The organism is Mesorhizobium sp. 8, assembly GCF_006351905.1.
In the GTDB taxonomy this organism is placed as follows: Bacteria; Pseudomonadota; Alphaproteobacteria; order Rhizobiales; family Rhizobiaceae; genus Mesorhizobium; species Mesorhizobium composti.
This window is the reverse complement of the sequence record NZ_CP040914.1, coordinates 3,712,832-3,727,371: the sequence shown is the minus strand read 5'-3', so window position 1 is coordinate 3,727,371 and position 14,540 is coordinate 3,712,832. Positions and strand designations below refer to the sequence as shown.

The 14,540-nt window shown below is 63.8% G+C and carries 16 protein-coding genes; 6 read left to right on the top strand and 10 right to left on the bottom strand.

What is annotated here, in order from left to right:
* Positions 1–12: 12 nt before the first annotated feature.
* The gene (locus tag FGU64_RS18080) at positions 13–627 is read right to left on the bottom strand and encodes a nitroreductase family protein (RefSeq protein ID WP_139954431.1); all 615 of its coding nucleotides are present in this window, start codon (positions 625–627) and stop codon (positions 13–15) included.
* Between the two features lie 105 nt (positions 628–732).
* On the opposite strand from FGU64_RS18080, the gene FGU64_RS18075 reads away from it, so the two are divergent.
* Positions 733–1,638 (top strand): LysR family transcriptional regulator, encoded by a 906-nt coding sequence (locus FGU64_RS18075; protein WP_139954430.1) that lies wholly within the window; start codon positions 733–735, stop codon positions 1,636–1,638.
* Between the two features lie 64 nt (positions 1,639–1,702).
* Here FGU64_RS18075 and FGU64_RS18070 read toward each other — a convergent pair whose 3' ends face one another.
* On the bottom strand, positions 1,703–2,635 hold the full coding sequence (locus FGU64_RS18070) for an alpha/beta hydrolase (protein ID WP_139954429.1): 933 nt from the start codon (positions 2,633–2,635) through the stop codon (positions 1,703–1,705).
* 133 nt (positions 2,636–2,768) lie between these two features.
* Between FGU64_RS18070 and FGU64_RS18065 the strand changes: the two genes are divergently transcribed.
* On the top strand, positions 2,769–3,317 hold the full coding sequence (locus FGU64_RS18065) for a CGNR zinc finger domain-containing protein (protein WP_246671367.1): 549 nt from the start codon (positions 2,769–2,771) through the stop codon (positions 3,315–3,317).
* A 54-nt stretch (positions 3,318–3,371) separates the two neighbouring features.
* On the opposite strand, the gene FGU64_RS18060 is transcribed toward FGU64_RS18065, so the two are convergent.
* A complete protein-coding gene (locus FGU64_RS18060; RefSeq protein ID WP_139954427.1) occupies positions 3,372–3,764 on the bottom strand; it encodes a helix-turn-helix domain-containing protein in 393 nt (130 codons plus the stop codon).
* A 95-nt stretch (positions 3,765–3,859) separates the two neighbouring features.
* Here FGU64_RS18060 and FGU64_RS18055 point away from each other — a divergent pair, with 95 nt between their 5' ends.
* Positions 3,860–4,837, top strand: coding sequence for a zinc-binding dehydrogenase (locus FGU64_RS18055; RefSeq protein ID WP_139954426.1), 978 nt, complete (start codon positions 3,860–3,862; stop codon positions 4,835–4,837).
* Between the two features lie 36 nt (positions 4,838–4,873).
* Here the strand turns inward: FGU64_RS18055 and FGU64_RS18050 are convergent, their stop codons facing one another.
* On the bottom strand, positions 4,874–5,470 hold the full coding sequence (locus FGU64_RS18050; RefSeq protein WP_139954425.1) for a TetR/AcrR family transcriptional regulator: 597 nt from the start codon (positions 5,468–5,470) through the stop codon (positions 4,874–4,876).
* Between the two features lie 105 nt (positions 5,471–5,575).
* On the opposite strand from FGU64_RS18050, the gene FGU64_RS18045 reads away from it, so the two are divergent.
* Positions 5,576–7,000 (top strand): MFS transporter, encoded by a 1,425-nt coding sequence (locus tag FGU64_RS18045; protein WP_139954424.1) that lies wholly within the window; start codon positions 5,576–5,578, stop codon positions 6,998–7,000.
* A 58-nt stretch (positions 7,001–7,058) separates the two neighbouring features.
* Here FGU64_RS18045 and FGU64_RS18040 read toward each other — a convergent pair whose 3' ends face one another.
* Both FGU64_RS18040 and FGU64_RS18035 read right to left on the bottom strand, forming a co-directional pair.
* Positions 7,059–7,544: a DUF6653 family protein gene (locus FGU64_RS18040; RefSeq protein WP_139954423.1), complete on the bottom strand. Its 486-nt coding sequence runs from the start codon at positions 7,542–7,544 to the stop codon at positions 7,059–7,061.
* Between the two features lie 47 nt (positions 7,545–7,591).
* Positions 7,592–8,233, bottom strand: a complete 642-nt coding sequence (locus FGU64_RS18035; RefSeq protein ID WP_210239035.1) for a TetR/AcrR family transcriptional regulator — start codon at positions 8,231–8,233, stop codon at positions 7,592–7,594.
* Positions 8,234–8,292: 59 nt separating this feature from the next.
* Here FGU64_RS18035 and FGU64_RS18030 point away from each other — a divergent pair, with 59 nt between their 5' ends.
* Complete coding sequence (locus FGU64_RS18030) at positions 8,293–9,795, top strand: MFS transporter (RefSeq protein WP_139954422.1); 1,503 nt, start codon at positions 8,293–8,295, stop codon at positions 9,793–9,795.
* A gap of 125 nt (positions 9,796–9,920) precedes the next feature.
* Here the strand turns inward: FGU64_RS18030 and FGU64_RS18025 are convergent, their stop codons facing one another.
* The 4 genes from FGU64_RS18025 to FGU64_RS18010 form a co-directional block, all read right to left on the bottom strand.
* Complete coding sequence (locus FGU64_RS18025; RefSeq protein WP_139954421.1) at positions 9,921–10,610, bottom strand: glutathione S-transferase family protein; 690 nt, start codon at positions 10,608–10,610, stop codon at positions 9,921–9,923.
* A 196-nt stretch (positions 10,611–10,806) separates the two neighbouring features.
* Positions 10,807–11,268, bottom strand: a complete 462-nt coding sequence (locus FGU64_RS18020) for a MaoC family dehydratase (protein ID WP_139954420.1) — start codon at positions 11,266–11,268, stop codon at positions 10,807–10,809.
* Positions 11,269–11,301: 33 nt separating this feature from the next.
* Entirely contained in the window at positions 11,302–12,498 is a 1,197-nt protein-coding gene (locus FGU64_RS18015; RefSeq protein ID WP_139954419.1) for an MFS transporter, read from the bottom strand.
* Between the two features lie 85 nt (positions 12,499–12,583).
* Positions 12,584–13,033, bottom strand: coding sequence for an Rrf2 family transcriptional regulator (locus FGU64_RS18010; protein ID WP_139954418.1), 450 nt, complete (start codon positions 13,031–13,033; stop codon positions 12,584–12,586).
* A 213-nt stretch (positions 13,034–13,246) separates the two neighbouring features.
* On the opposite strand from FGU64_RS18010, the gene uxuA reads away from it, so the two are divergent.
* Positions 13,247–14,437: a mannonate dehydratase gene (gene uxuA, locus FGU64_RS18005; RefSeq protein ID WP_139954417.1), complete on the top strand. Its 1,191-nt coding sequence runs from the start codon at positions 13,247–13,249 to the stop codon at positions 14,435–14,437.
* Positions 14,438–14,540: the final 103 nt, after the last annotated feature.

The window sequence follows — 14,540 nt, the reverse complement described above, 5'->3', positions numbered from 1 at the left end:
GCGGGGTTGCTTTCATGAAATTTCCAGAACCTCCGCAAGCGGACGACGGGGTTTCTGGGGCCAGTTGCCGGGCGCGGCACGGCCAACCGCGACGAGCATGGCCGGCACCTCGTCCCGCGCGAGGCCGAATTCGCGCGCCACGCCTTCCGCGTCGAAACCGACCATCGGGCCTGAGGCGAGGCCGAGCGCTTCGGCGGCAAGGATCAGCGTCGCGGCGCCCAGCGTCGCCGAGCGCACGGCCTCGTCGCGCGCGGCCTGTGGATCGGCATACTGGCCGCCGGCAGCGGTTCGCCACGCCGAAGGCATGCCAGCCGGCATATAGCCGGCGTCGACCGATGGCTGCAGCCTTTCGGGCAGCGTTTCCGCGTCGGGCAGCACGCCGCAAACGATGAAGGTGACGGCTGCATGCTCGACCTTGGGCTGGTTCCATGCCAGCGCACGCAAGCGCGCTTTCGTTTGCGCGGCGCGGACCGCGATGAAGCGCCAGTTCTGAAGATTGTAGGCGGTCGGCGCGCGGGTCGCCAGACGCACGAGCTCCTCGATCTCGGCATCCGTCAAGGTATGGGAGGCATCGAACAGGTTGGCGGATACGCGCCGCTCGATGAGAGAGATGGTGGGGTTGGTCATTCCGTCGCTCCGGATTGAATGCTTTCGGAACGAGGTAGAGAATTCACCTACAGGCGATAATATGCGTTAATTGCAACTTACCCTTTACCAGCAGAGAATGATAAAATGGATCGGCTGACAGCCTTGACAGTCTTTCGCCATGTCGCCGGGCTGAACAGCTTCGCCGAAGCCGGTCGCAGGCTCGGGCTTTCGCCGGCCGCCGTCAGCAAGAACATCGCCGAGCTGGAGGCACATGTCGGCGCACGGCTCATCAACCGGACAACACGACGCATGGCGTTGACCGAGGAAGGCCGGCTCTATCTCGATCACGTCGCGCGCGGGCTGGACGCGCTGGCCGAGGCCGATCAAGCTCTATGCCCCGTCAAGACCGCTCCGAGCGGCACCTTGCGCGTCAACGCGCCGATGACCGTGACATTGACACGACTGTCGGATGCCATTCCCGAGTTCCTGTTACGTTATCCAGACTTGAAGCTTGACCTGCAGCTCGACGACAGGCGGGTCGACATGGTTCGGGAAGGTTTCGACCTCGTCATACGAGGCAGCGACAATCTCGAGGATTCCAGCCTGATCGCACGGAAGCTGGCGACCATGCCGCACGTGCTGTGCGCCGCTCCCTCCTACTTCGAGAAACACGGGACACCGCGCACGCCTTCCGATCTGACGGGCCTCCAGCACATCCGGTTCAGCCTCTCGGGCCATGCCGACAGCTGGGAGTTCACGAAGGGCGAGCGGACGGAACGGATTGCCGTCGCCGCGCGCTATTCCGTTTCGTCGAGCCTTGCCGTGCGTGATGCCCTGCGAGCGGGCTTCGGGGTGAGCCTGATGCCGCTTCCCTACGTCGAGGACGATTTGACGAATGGCCGGCTCCGGTCCGCCCTGGAGGACTGGAGCACGGTGGAAACGACGCTCTATGCCGTCTATTCGTCACGGCAGCATGTCGCGCCAAAAATCCGTGCCTTCCTGGATTTCCTGATCGACGAATTCGGCAAGGTCACGCCGCGTTCCGCCTGACCCGGATCATCGACCGCCCATTTCGAGATCGACCATTCAAGCAGGGCGCGGCGCGAACGGCTGGTTACCGCACCGGCAGTTTCCGTCCGAGGAAATCGAGGATCAGGCGCGCGATCGTCGGTGCTTCCTCCTCCAGCGCGAAATGACCGGTCTCGAACAGGTGCAGTTCGCAGGCCGCCACGTCTCCTCGATAGGCCAGCGCGCCGGCCTCCGTGAAGAAGGGATCGTTGCGGCCCCAGACGACGAGCGTCGGCGGCTGGTATCGGCGCAGATAGTCCTGCCACGCCGGATATTGCCTGGGGTTGGACCCGTAGTCGTGGAGATAGGCGAGCTGGATCGCCTCATTGCCAGGGCGATCCAGCCCCGCCTGCGCATGCAGCCAGGCGTCGGGGCTGACAAGGCTCGGGTCGCGCGCGCCGTGAAGGTACTGGAAGCGGGTGGTCTCGGGCGTCAGGAAGCCGCGCAGCGTCGCTTCCGTCTCGGGCGTTCGGCGTTCCCAGGCGGGCCGAGCCGCGTCCATGGCCGGCGACAACCCCACTTCATAAGCGTTGGCGTTCTGCACGACGAGGGCACGGACGCGTTCCGGATGCCGTACAGCCAGACGAAAGCCCACCGGCCCGCCGAAATCCTGCATGTAGAGCGCGTAGCTATCGAGCCCGAGAGCCTGCGTGAAACGGTCAATGACATCGGCAAGATTGTCGAACGTATAGGCAAAATCCGTCGTCGGGGGCGCGCTGCTCAACCCATAGCCCGGATAGTCGGGCGCGATGACGCGGTAATGCGGCGCCAGACGGGGGATGAGGTCGCGGAACATGTGCGAGGACGTCGGAAAGCCGTGCAGAAGCAGAATGACCGGCGCATTCGCCGCGCCCGCCTCGCGGTAGAAAATCTCGACCCCGTCAACCGTCGCCGTGCGGTAACGCACCTGCGCCAAGAAATCGGTGGCTTCCGTGTCCGGCGTCAACAAAGCGCGGGCTGCCGTCTGGCCGTGGTTCATACCCTTCTCCATCATGATAACCGTTAAAATAACAATTTGATGGTTATTGCCGATTGTGGTAACTCGTCAAGTGCGATTTTAAAGGTTACTTATGGCCGCTCTCGATTTTCCATTCCTCGGCAACGCCTTGTGGGTGGATTTCCTCAACACCCAGCCGGCGCTTCCCGGCGGCGGCAGAGGCGATCTCATCGACAGGCCCGAGGCGCTGGGGCGCTGGGCCCGCGCTACTGGAGAAATCGGGCCGCATGATCCGTTCGAGCCGGATCAGGCAGAGATGCAGGAGACGCTGCGGTTCCGCGCCGTACTGCGCGAGGGCGCGGAAAGCCTGCTGGCAGGTCGTGCGCCGCCCAAGACCACGGTGAGTGCCATCAACGAAAAGCTCGCCCGCAGCCCTGTCGTCTCGACCCTTGTCGAGAAAGGCGCCGGTTGGGAGCTGGCGTCGCGCTTCGCGGTCGGGACGGCAACCGTCTTGTTGGGCAAGGTGGCAGCGGACTTCGCACATACGCTGGTATCGGGGCGGCCGGACAGGCTGCGCCGATGCGAGCATCCCGGTTGCGTGATGCTGTTCATCGACACCAGCAAGAACGGCAAGCGCCGCTGGTGCAGCATGGAAACATGCGGCAATCGAGAAAAGGCCGCCAGTCACCGCGCACGAGCAAGACGCTCGGGAACGCCTGCCTGACTAGGCCGAGAGAACGGCCGAGCCGCTTTCCCGCAAACCGTCGTCAGCCCGCCGTCAGGCCGCCGGGCGGGGTTTGGTGTTCACCGGGCGCACGATGCAATCGGCCATGCGGTCCGCCTCGTCGAGCGCCTCGGCGTGCCGTTGGCCCCAGTCGCACAGGGCCAGCATCACCGGTTCCAGGCTGAGTCCGAGCGCGGTCGCCGAATAATCGACGCGGGGTGGCACCTGCCTAAACACCTCACGCCCGACCAGCCCATGCGCCTCAAGTTCGCGAAGCTGCTGGACTAGCACCTTCTGGCTGATCGACGGAATCAGCCGCGTCAGCTCCGACAGGCGCTTCGACCCGTCGAACAGGTGATACAGGATCACCGCCTTCCACCGGCCCGAAATCGTGCGGATGGCGCGCTCGATCGGCAGCACCGGCAGGCTCTTGATCGGCTTGGTCATACTTACCTTTTGCTCCGTATAGGAGAAACTTCTCCGTAGAGTAGCCGACAGCCGTACCGTTAGAAAACCCCTTCAACTGAAAAGGGGCCGATGCCATGAAAATCATCCAGATCGACGAATTCGGCGAGCCGGACGTGCTGAAGATCCGCGAGATCGCACGTCCCGAAATCAGCGCAGAGAACGATGTGCTGGTGCGCGTCCATGCCTCGGGCGTGAACTTCTTCGAGGTGCTGATGCGGCGCGACCGCTATGCAGTGACACCGCCGCTGCCGGCTCGCTTCGGCGTCGAGGTCGCCGGTGTGGTCGAAGCGGCCGGGGCGGAAGCCACGTTGCCTGTCGGCAGCCGGGTCGCCGTGCCGCTGTTCGCCCATGGCAGGGACGGCGGCTATGCCGACCATGTCGTGGCCAGCGAGTCGGCCTGCGTGCCGTTGCCGGATGGCGTGCTCTTCGACGCCGCCGTCGCCTTGCAGGTGCAGGGCCTCACAGCACTCCATGCCGTGCGACAGACTGCTCCGGAAGGCCAGCCGGTTCTGGTGACGGCAGCCGGCGGCGGCGTGGGGACGCTGCTGATCCAACTCGCAAGACAGGCGGGCGCCAGCCGGATCGTGGCGCTCGCCGGCTCGCGGGAAAAGCTCGACATGGCGCTGTCCTTGGGCGCCGATGTCGCCGTAAACCACCGCGACGATGACTGGCTTGCCCAGTGTGCGGCCGCGGGCGGCGGGGACGGTTTTTCCACCGCATACGATTTCGTCGGAGGAGAACTGGGCACAGCCGTCGCGCCGCTGCTGGCACCTATGGGAACCCTGCTGTTCGGCGCGCTCGGCCGCTTTGCTGTCGACACCGTGACCATGAACGGGCTGCTCGCGCGCGGGCAGACGGTCAAAGGTTTTGCCCTCATCCCGCTTCTTCAGGCGGGCAACCTGCGGCAGGACCTGACCGAACTGTTCCGGCTGGCTGCGAGCGGGAAACTGGCTCCCGTCATCGGCGCACGCTTCGCGCTCGAACAGGCAGCCGATGCCCACCGGCTGAGCGAAAACCGCGCCAGCATCGGCAAGATCGTCCTGCAGCCCTGAGTACGTCCGTTCCACCCTGTGCGGCGGCGAGAGGAATCACGCGGCGGCGGCACGAAGCGCCAGCATCGCGGCCGGGATCGTCGCCAGCAGCCGTTTTCGCGGCATGCCATCCCGGGCCTGTACCGCCAGACCGATGAGGATCGCCGCGTAATGATCGGCAAGCGCCGCGGCGTCGGTATCCGGGCGCAATTCGCCTTCGGCGACGGCGCGTTTCAAACGCTCGCGCAGTAACGCCGTGCGCCGGGCACGATACTCGGCGAGGAAGTCCCGCACGCCGTCGTTCTCGACCGCGCAGTTGGTGGCGGCCGACACCACCATGCACCCTGCCGGTCGATCCTTTCGCGTGCAGTTCTCGATCGCTTCCCGAAGACTGCGCTCGATGGCGCGCGTGGCCGTCGGCTCTTGCGCCACCGCTCGCTCGGCAAAGCCGCCCTCCTCGGTCGCATAGAGTTCGACGGCTTCCCGAAACAGCGCTTCCTTCGACCCGAAGGCGGCGTAGATGCGCGCCGAGGCGATCCCCAGCGTATCCACGAGGTCGGCCATCGACACGCCCTCGTAGCCGCGCGCCCAGAAGGCGTCGCGCGCCTTCGCCAACGCCATCTCCCTATCGAACTCGCGCGGGCGGCCGGCCATCGCTCCACTCCTTTCTTGATCGAACGACAAATAATTCACTTGACGGTCCGGTGCAAGCCTGCATTCTTTGTCAACCAACAAAGAATCGTCAAAATGGAGATCGACATGACCGTACAGGCTGACGCGATGCCGGCATTGGGCATCAGCCGGCGAAGGGGCGCGGCGCTTGCACTGCTTGCCTTCGCCCAACTCATCTATTCGCTCGACATCAACATCGTTTTCGTCGCGCTGCCGGAAATCGGCGCCGGTCTCGGATTTTCCGGCCAGACCCTGCAATGGGTGGTCAGCGCCTATATGGTCCTGTGCGGCGGCTTCCTGCTGTTCGGCGGGCGCGCGGCGGACCTGATCGGCCAGCGGCGCGTGTTCATCTTCGCGCTTTGGCTTTATGCGCTGTCCTCGCTCGCCGGCGGGCTCGCCTGGTCGCCGGAAATCATCGTCGCGGCGCGCGCCGTGCAGGGCATAGGCGCGGCCTTTCTGTTCCCGGCCACACTCTCGCTCATCAACCGCCTGTTCGCCGAAGGGCGGGAGCGCAACCAGGCGCTGGCCGTATGGGGCGGTGCCGGCGCAAGCGGGCTCAGTGTCGGCGCGCTGGCCGGCGGCTTTCTCACCGCGACGTGGGGCTGGCCAGCCGTCTTCTACGTCAACGTGGCGCTGGCCGGCATCGCGATCGCCGCCGCCTTCCTCGTGATCCCGCGCGATCCCGTCCGTTACGAGCGCCGTAGCTTCGACCTGCCGGGCGCCTTGAGCGTCACCGTTGGCGCGACGGCACTGGTCTTTGCTCTGGTGGAAGGACCTGAGATCGGCTGGCGGGCCGCCAGCGTTGTCACAGCACTCATCCTCTCCGCCGTGTCCCTGATCGCTTTCGCGCTGATCGAAGCGCGCAGCGCCGATCCGCTGATGCCCCTGCGGCTGTTCACCAACCGCAATCTCGTCGCCAGCATGATCATCACCTTCCTGTTCATGGGCACCTTTGGCGCCCTGCCCTACTTCCTGACCGTGCTGTTCCAGACCGTGCAGCGACTAACGGCTTTGCAAACGGGTTTCGCCTTCCTCGTTCCGTCCGTCGCCATCGTCATCGGCACCCAGTTCGGTGAGCGGCTGGTACGGCGTCTTTCGATGCGGGCGACGCTGGTGAGCGGCATGGCGGTGGGCGCGGCCGGTACGGCGCTGATGGTGCCCGGCGTCGAGATCGGCAACGGCTACCTTGCCATCGTTCCCGGCTTGATCGTGTCGGGCATCGGCCAGGGCATCGTCTGGACGGGCATGTGGATCGCAGCCGCAACGGGCGTGCGCCACGACGAACAGGGCGTGGCGTCCGGCATGGCTTCCACCACGCTCAGCGTCGGCAATTCCATCGGCCTCGCCGTGCTCATCGCCCTCGCCAACCGCCACCTCGGCGGCCTGGAGGGAGAAGCGCTGACCGCTGCCATGGCGGAAGGCATACAGCTCGCCTTCTGGCTGGCCGCCGCGGGCATTGTCGTCAGCCTGCTCGCAGCCTTCGCGCTGCCGTCGAAGGCCAAGGCTGCGTAAGCTTCGGTCCGATTGGCCCGACATCTCGCATGAGCGGATGTCGGGCCAAACATGCCAGTTATCCCTGATTGTCGGCCTGTTCAGAATAGAGCCAGGCCAGACGGTCAAGAAACCAGGTCTGGCCGAAGAAAACGCCCGCGGCACCGAATGCAGTCGCCCATGGATCAAGCCAAAACAAACCTATCGCCATCGGGACGGCCGAGAGCGAACTTCCCGCTACGATCCATCTTGTCGCGAGCCGATGATGATCGGGAATGGGAACAGACCGGCGATTAAGCCATAGCTTTTCACCGAGTATCGCCCTGGTTTCCCATCGCTGATCGGTCTGAGCCGGTGCAAAGACGCGGGTGTTGAGCCAGAGAAAGACCACGATCACGGCAACGGGAAGCAGGCACCACCAACCAAGCGAAATCCGCGAATAGATCGCCATGGCAAAGGCAGGAACCGAAGCAAGCCGTGTCCACACGCTCCATGGATTCGCATGACGAAGCCATTTGTCGTCATCCATGCCCATCGCGCGGCTGATTGCGTGATCCGGCTTCATTGCCCGTTCCTCTGCCCGGACGGCGCTCATCGTGCCATATCGGCGTCCTAACGGGTGCAGCCCCGCGCGCCGCGAATGCGGTTCAGCGAAGCCGATCGAGCAAGCGTAAACTCGTCCGTGTCGCCCATAAGCGCCGCGACGTTGGCGGCCGCCTGGAAGGCCACCAGCTCGAATACCAGTTGGTCTATGTCCAGCTCTTTCCGGAATTCTCCGGCTTCCTGTCCCAACCGTAAAAGAGTTGCGAAGCGATCGCGGATTGCCGCCCGATGCTCGTTGATGCGATCGCGAATGCGGCCGGGACGCGCCCGATACTCACTGCTGATCGCATTGAGGAAACACCCTCCGGGCAGAACCCGCTTCTCGACAAAGTCAAACCAGGCAGTGATAACCGCCTCGAGCCTGACGGCAGGCGTTGCCAGCGCCATCGCCGGATCGAGCACCACGCGCTGATAAAGCTCGACAGCGTTCTCAAGGGTAGCGAGCTGCAAGCTCTCCTTGTCGCCGAACAACACTTGAATGTTCCCTTTGGCCACGCCGGCATCGGCCGCAACCCGCCCGATCGAAAGGCCTTCAAGACCGTCGGTCGAGGCAATCGCAATCGCATGTTCGAGAATCGATGCGCGCGCCCTCTCACCGCGCAGGCGCCGGCGGTCCACGCCTATCATCTTCTCTTTCTCGGAAATCGCCAATTGACATCTCCAATAATAATATACATACGATCGTATATATATTAACAGAGAGCTACGAAATGTCAATCTCGAGAACGGATGCGGCGGCTTCGCGCCCGCAACACATCGACCTCGTTTCCGAAACCGGCGAAACCCGATCCTGTCATGGAAACCGATGGCTATCGCTTTCAGTCCTGCTGGTCGGCAATTTCGTGACGGTTCTCGACCTGTTCATCGTCAACGTCGCTCTCGACAACATGCGCGGCAGCCTCCATGCGACGGCCGCCGAGGTTCAGCTCTTCATCGTCGGCTACAGCGTTCCCTACGGCGTCATGCTGCTGAACGGCGCACGCCTGGGCGATCTCTATGGCCGCCGCCGGCTGTTTCTCATCGGCATGGCGGTCTTTACAATTGCCTCGGCCCTGTGCGGCTTTGCCCAGTCTCCTGCGATGCTGATCGGTGCGCGCGCCCTGCAGGGAGTTGGGGCAGCTCTCCTGATGCCCCAAGTCTTCACCTCACTGCGCATCCTGTTCGACGGCGAGCAAAGACGCCGGGCATTCGGCATCATGGGAGCGGTTCAGGGCGTTGCTGCCTGTATCTCGCAACTCGCCGGCGGCGTGCTGATCGATTATGGCGTGGCCGATCTCGGCTGGCGTCTCGTCTTCCTGATCAATGTGCCGATCGGCATCGTCGCGCTCATCGCTGGGCGCTTTCTGATCGTCGAGACGCGGGCACCGGGTGCGGCCAGACTCGATCTTCGGGGCGCAGTCATCGCCGCCATCGGTCTTGCGCTCCTCCTCCTTCCCTTCATGGAGGGGCAGGATTATGGTTGGCCATGGTGGTCGCTTGCGCTTCCAGCTCTTTCCATTCCGGTGTTCGTTTACTTTGCCTATTATGAGCGCCGTCTGTCGGCCGGCGGTGGGATTCCGATTATCGATGTGAGCCTGTTCAGGAACATCCGCTTCGTTTACGGCGTCGCTGGCATCTTTCTCTTCTATTCGGCGATCAGTTCGTTCTTCCTGTCCCTGACGATGCTGTTGCAGCCCGGTCTCGGCCTTTCGCCTCTCTGGGCAGGCGCTGTGTTCACGCCCTCCGCCGTTACCTTCTTCGCAGCAGCTCTCATCAGCCCAAAGCTGGCGGCTGCCATTGGCCATCGTGCGCTTTTGACCGGCGTGGCCATTTTCGGCCTCAGTCTCCTTGTCGCCATCGCCACGGGAGCGCTTGCGCCTGCCAATCTGTCTCTGCTGATCATCGCCCTGATGCTCAACGGCGCAGGACAAGGCCTCGTCATTCCTTTGGCGCTCAACACCGTCCTTGGCGGCGTGCGCAACGATCAGGCAGGAATGGGGTCGGGAATCGTCAGCACCCTGCAGGTCATGGGAACCTCGTTCGGCGTTGCGATCGTCGGGGTTCTGTTCTTTTCCTTCGCGCCGCAGACGGCCGACCTTGCACCAGGCGCGCGCGCCGCCGCCTTCGGCCATGCGCTCTCGATGGCGACGATCTACAATCTCATCGCCGTTGTCGCGAGTTTCGTAGGCTTCCACCTGTTGACGCGAGCGACTGGCCGGCCTTCTCGGGAGTAAGCCTGAAGTCCGTTCGAAGGCCTACATCAGCTCAAAAAGCCGATGATGTGTGTTGTTCGCGTCCGGCTGGAGCTGCCACGATACAAGGCCCAACCTTCTGGACAGGCCCAAGCGCGGGCCGGGGACTACAACGCAACCTCTTCCGCACGCAGGTCCTCAAGCCATTTGCCGGCCGCGCGAGCCTCGGCTTCATGCTCCTCGTCGCGCCATGTTTCCTGCAACGCAGCCTGATACCATTGCTCCATGCAGTCGAGAGAACGGAGACGCTCGGCATACGAGCGCGCTTCCGGGCCGACAGTCGGCGAATAGGTCATGAAACGAAAAGCGACAGGACAGAAGAATGCGTCCACCGCCGTGAACCGCGAACCGGCGAGGAACGGCCCTCCGGATCTCGCCAGGCCCTGTGTCCAGATGGATTCGATACGGTCGATGTCCCGCTTCAATGCGGCGCTGTACGGGTTCGGCCGGATGCGAAGCCCAAGGTTCATCGTAAACAGATCACGCAACGCCATGAAGCCGGAATGCATTTCCGCTGAGACCGAGCGCGACCAGGCGCGCAATTCCGGGTCGGCCGCCCAGACGCCTTCATGGCGCTCTGCAAGAAACTCGACGATGGAAAATGAATCCCAAACGACCGTCTTGCCGGAAACCAGGCAAGGAACCTTGCCAGTCGGCGACAGATCGCTGAGCGCCGACAAGCTGTCACCGAATGGAGTGAGCTTTTCAACGAAAGGGATAGCCAGCATCTTCATCAGGATCCATGGCCGCAGCGACCACGACGAGTAATTCTTGTTGGCGATGTAAAGCTCGTACATTCGAGAGGCCCCGTTGATTCCATGACGCCAGAGAACACTGGGTTCCCAGCTTCCGCTACCAGTTCTTCATCGAATGCAGAACATCCGCATCAGGTCTACAAGCAAGAACGCCCGGTTTCGCGTTCCCTTTTGATCAAGGGTGACACCATCGACATCGATCGCCGATAGAAGCGCCGCCCCTTCGATCGAAGGGACATCAGCCGCCGGCATTTCGTGTCGGCGCGAGGATGTTGGCCACCGCGACCTGCACCTCCTCGTCGTTCTGGTTGAGGGTTCGCATGCGGACCTTGAGCAGGCCAACCTTGGGGTTGGAGCGGGACGGCCTTACCTCCAGGATTTCCGTCTCGACGCTCAACGTGTCGTCGGGGCGGACGGGGCGCGGCCAGCGGATTTCATCTCCACCGGCGCCGATGACACCGCCGGCGACCGGGAGTCCGCCGCCCACCAGCAGACGCATCGTCGCCGCTGCAGTATGCCAGCCGCTCGCCACAAGGCCGCCGAAGAACGAGGCTTCGGCGGCGGCCGGATCGAGATGGAAGGGTTGAGGATCGAACTCCGCGGCGAAGCGGGTGATCGCCTCGGCGTCCATGCGTAACGCACCGGCCCGGAATGTCTGGCCGACTTTGAAATCCTCAAGATAGAGTGCTTCTACTGGCATTGTTGAATCCTTCGCTGAGTTCCGGTTGCGCGATCAGGTGCGCCATGAGCTTTCGGGGGCCGCGCCCGAGGCAACGGGTGTTGGGGTCCGCCCAGCGATCAGGCGGTTGGCCAATTCGGCCGTCACCAGGCCGGCCAGGATGAGGACGGCTCCGACCGGCCCGAGGAAGCCCGGAGCCAGCATGTGCAGGACGACCGCACCGAGCGCGCCGGAGAGCGAGACGCCGATATAGATCGCCGCAGCATTCAAGGCGATGACCAGCGGCCCCTTCGCCGGCGCGATCCCGATCAGGCGATGCTGTTGCGGCACGAGAATCCCCCAGCCCGCAAGACCCCAGATGACCAGGACGACGCTCGCACCGGCGAACGTTCCATTGACCATCGGCATGAAAGCGAAATCCAGGACAGCGACCACCAGCGAAATGTTGATGATGCGCCGGCTTCCGAACCTGTCGGTGAGGGAGCCGGCCGCCAGATTGCCGACAATGGCGGCAACACCCCATATCGAGATCAGCGCGGCCAGGCGGGAACCGTCGCCATCGGTGGCGCGCTCGAAGGCGATGCTGATGTAGGTGTAGACCGTATACAGACCCGAAAGCACGAAAAGCGTGGTCAGAAGCGTCATCGCCACGCGAGGATCCGCGACGGGCGCCAGCCGCTCGCGCAACCGCAACGCCGGAGGAGGCGTCATCTGCGGAAGCAGCGTGCGGACCCCGATCATCGCCAATAGGCCCAACAGCGCGACGAACCACATCGTCAGCCGCCAGTCGCCAAGGCTGCCGACAAGGGTGCCGATGGGCGCGCCGAGCGCGGTCGCACCGCTCAGGCCCGCCATGACGATCGCCAGCGCCCGGCCGCGCCGCTCGGGCGAAACGAGAGCCGCCGCCGTGGCGCTGGCGGCGGGCGTGAAGATCGCGCCGCCAAGGCCCGCCAGGGCACGGCTCGCCAGGATCAAATCGTATGTCGGCAGCAACGCCGTGAGCACATTGCCGACGATAAAGACGGCGAGGCCCGCCACGAGCACGGTTCGCCGTTGCCAGTGCGCCGTCACGGTGGCCATGACCGGCGTCATCAGCGCATAGGCGAGCGCGTAGACGGTGATCAACTGCCCCGCCGCCGCCACTTCAATGTCGAAGGAACGGGCGACATCGGGCAGGATGCCCGCCACGACGAAACTGTCCGTGCCGATCGAAAACGTGCCTAAAGCGAGCACGAGCAGACGGATATCCATTCCAGAGCCTTCCCTTTAATTGTAACTATTTTTGTTACATCAATTGATGTGAAACTCACCCTGCCGCAGTGCCGGTTCGCCAGGCCTAAGGCCGGTTCGGTTCAGGTGTTACCGAAAGCGTTTCATCGAGCAGCTGCTCGATGGTCGTTTGTGACAGCTGTCGCTCGATCAGATCGTCCAGCGCGCCGTAGACGCGGCCGAGCACGGGCTGAATGCCGCGCCCGACCGGGCAGGACGGGTTGGGTGGCGAAGGATGCAGGGCAAACGGCCCGCCCTCTCCGAGCGCGGCAAACACCTCCCGCAGCGTGATGGCCCCGGCGCTTCTGGCAAGCGTCCAGCCGGCGTTCACGCCGCGATGGCTTCGCACCAGCCCGGCCTTCTGCATAAGCCCAAGCGTGCGCCGGATGACGACAGGATTGGTGTTGACGCTCAGCGCGATCCGCTCGGACGTGACCGGATCGGCGCGCGTGCGCGCCACGAGCGTCATCCACGAAAGGATGTGGACGGCCACGGTGAGGCGGGAATTGGCGCTCATCTTGATCTCCTTGATGTAACCATTATTGTTACATCAAGGCGGTGTCAATCCCGCCGCCGAAGCCGCGCGGCCACCAAAGGGTCGATCACGGACAGAGCGGCCCGCGCCGGGATGAACATCTGTTGCCCTTGGCACACTAATATATTAGTGTGCCAACCAATTGCATGGACAGTGCGAGATCTGTTCGCGGCATCGGCTATGGAGAATTTGTCAGTGCTTGAAGGTTGGCGTTGGTTCGGGCCGGATGCGGGTGTGTCGCTGGACGAGGTGCGGCAGGCGGGGGCAAGCCAGATCGTTTCGGCCCTTCACCATGTGCCGATCGGGCAACCCTGGACAGAAAAGGATGTCCTCGCCCGCAAGGAAATGATCGAGGCCACGCCGCCGGGCCGCACGCCGCTGACGTGGTCGGTCGTGGAAAGCATTCCCATTCCCGATGCGGTCAAGCGCACCGGCAAGGCTGCCAGGGCGGAGATCGAGGCGTGGATCGCCAGCCTGGAGGCGGTGGCCGCCTGCGACATCCGCATTGTCTGCTATAATTTCATGCCCGTCGTCGACTGGACGCGGACCGAGATCGACCATCCCTTGCCGACGGGCGCCACGGCAATGCGTTTCGACCGAGGCCGCTTCGCGGCGTTCGACCTGCATATCCTGCAGCGACCCGGCGCGCAGGCGGACTATGACGAGGCCGAGCGGCAACGCGCCGGGATTATCCATGAGGCGATGTCGGACGAGGACAAGGCGACCATCGTCAGGAACATCACCAGCGCCCTGCCCGGCTCGACCACCGAGCCACTCTCCATCGAGGCCTTTCGCGATCGCCTGGTGCAATATGCGCATGTCGATGCCGCGCGACTTCGCCGGCACCTGATCGAGTTTCTGGAGATCGTCGCGCCGGTGGCCGAGGGTCTCGGCGTCTCGCTGACCTTGCATCCCGACGACCCGCCCCGGCCATTGTTCGGCCTGCCGCGCATCGCCTCCACCGAGGCGGACTATGCGGCACTCTTCGAGGCCGTGCCTTCCATGGCCAACGGCATGTGCTTCTGCACCGGCAGCCTCGGCGTCAGGCCCGACAACGACCTGCCCGCGATGGCGCGGCGCTTTGCGGCCAGGATCCACTTCGCACACTTGCGCGCGACGCGGCGGGAGGCCGACGGCCTGAGCTTCTACGAAGCCGACCATCTCGACGGCGATGTCGATATGGTGCAGGTGCTGCTGGCGTTGCTGGAAGAAGATCGCCGACGCGAGCCGGGCCGACAGATCGTCTATCGCAGCGACCATGGCCATCGCATGCTGGACGACCTCAACAAGAAGGTCACCCCCGGCTATCCCGCCATCGGCCGCCTCAAGGGGCTGGCCGAACTCCGCGGCATCATCCGCGCCATTCAATCGATGCGTCCGGCCTGAGATACTGCGCCATCGTGGCGATCACGTCTCTCTTTGGGCGGCGCGCGATATCTTTCCAGAACCGGCTCTTCTTTATAAACCCGACGAATCTCAGGGCAAGGCC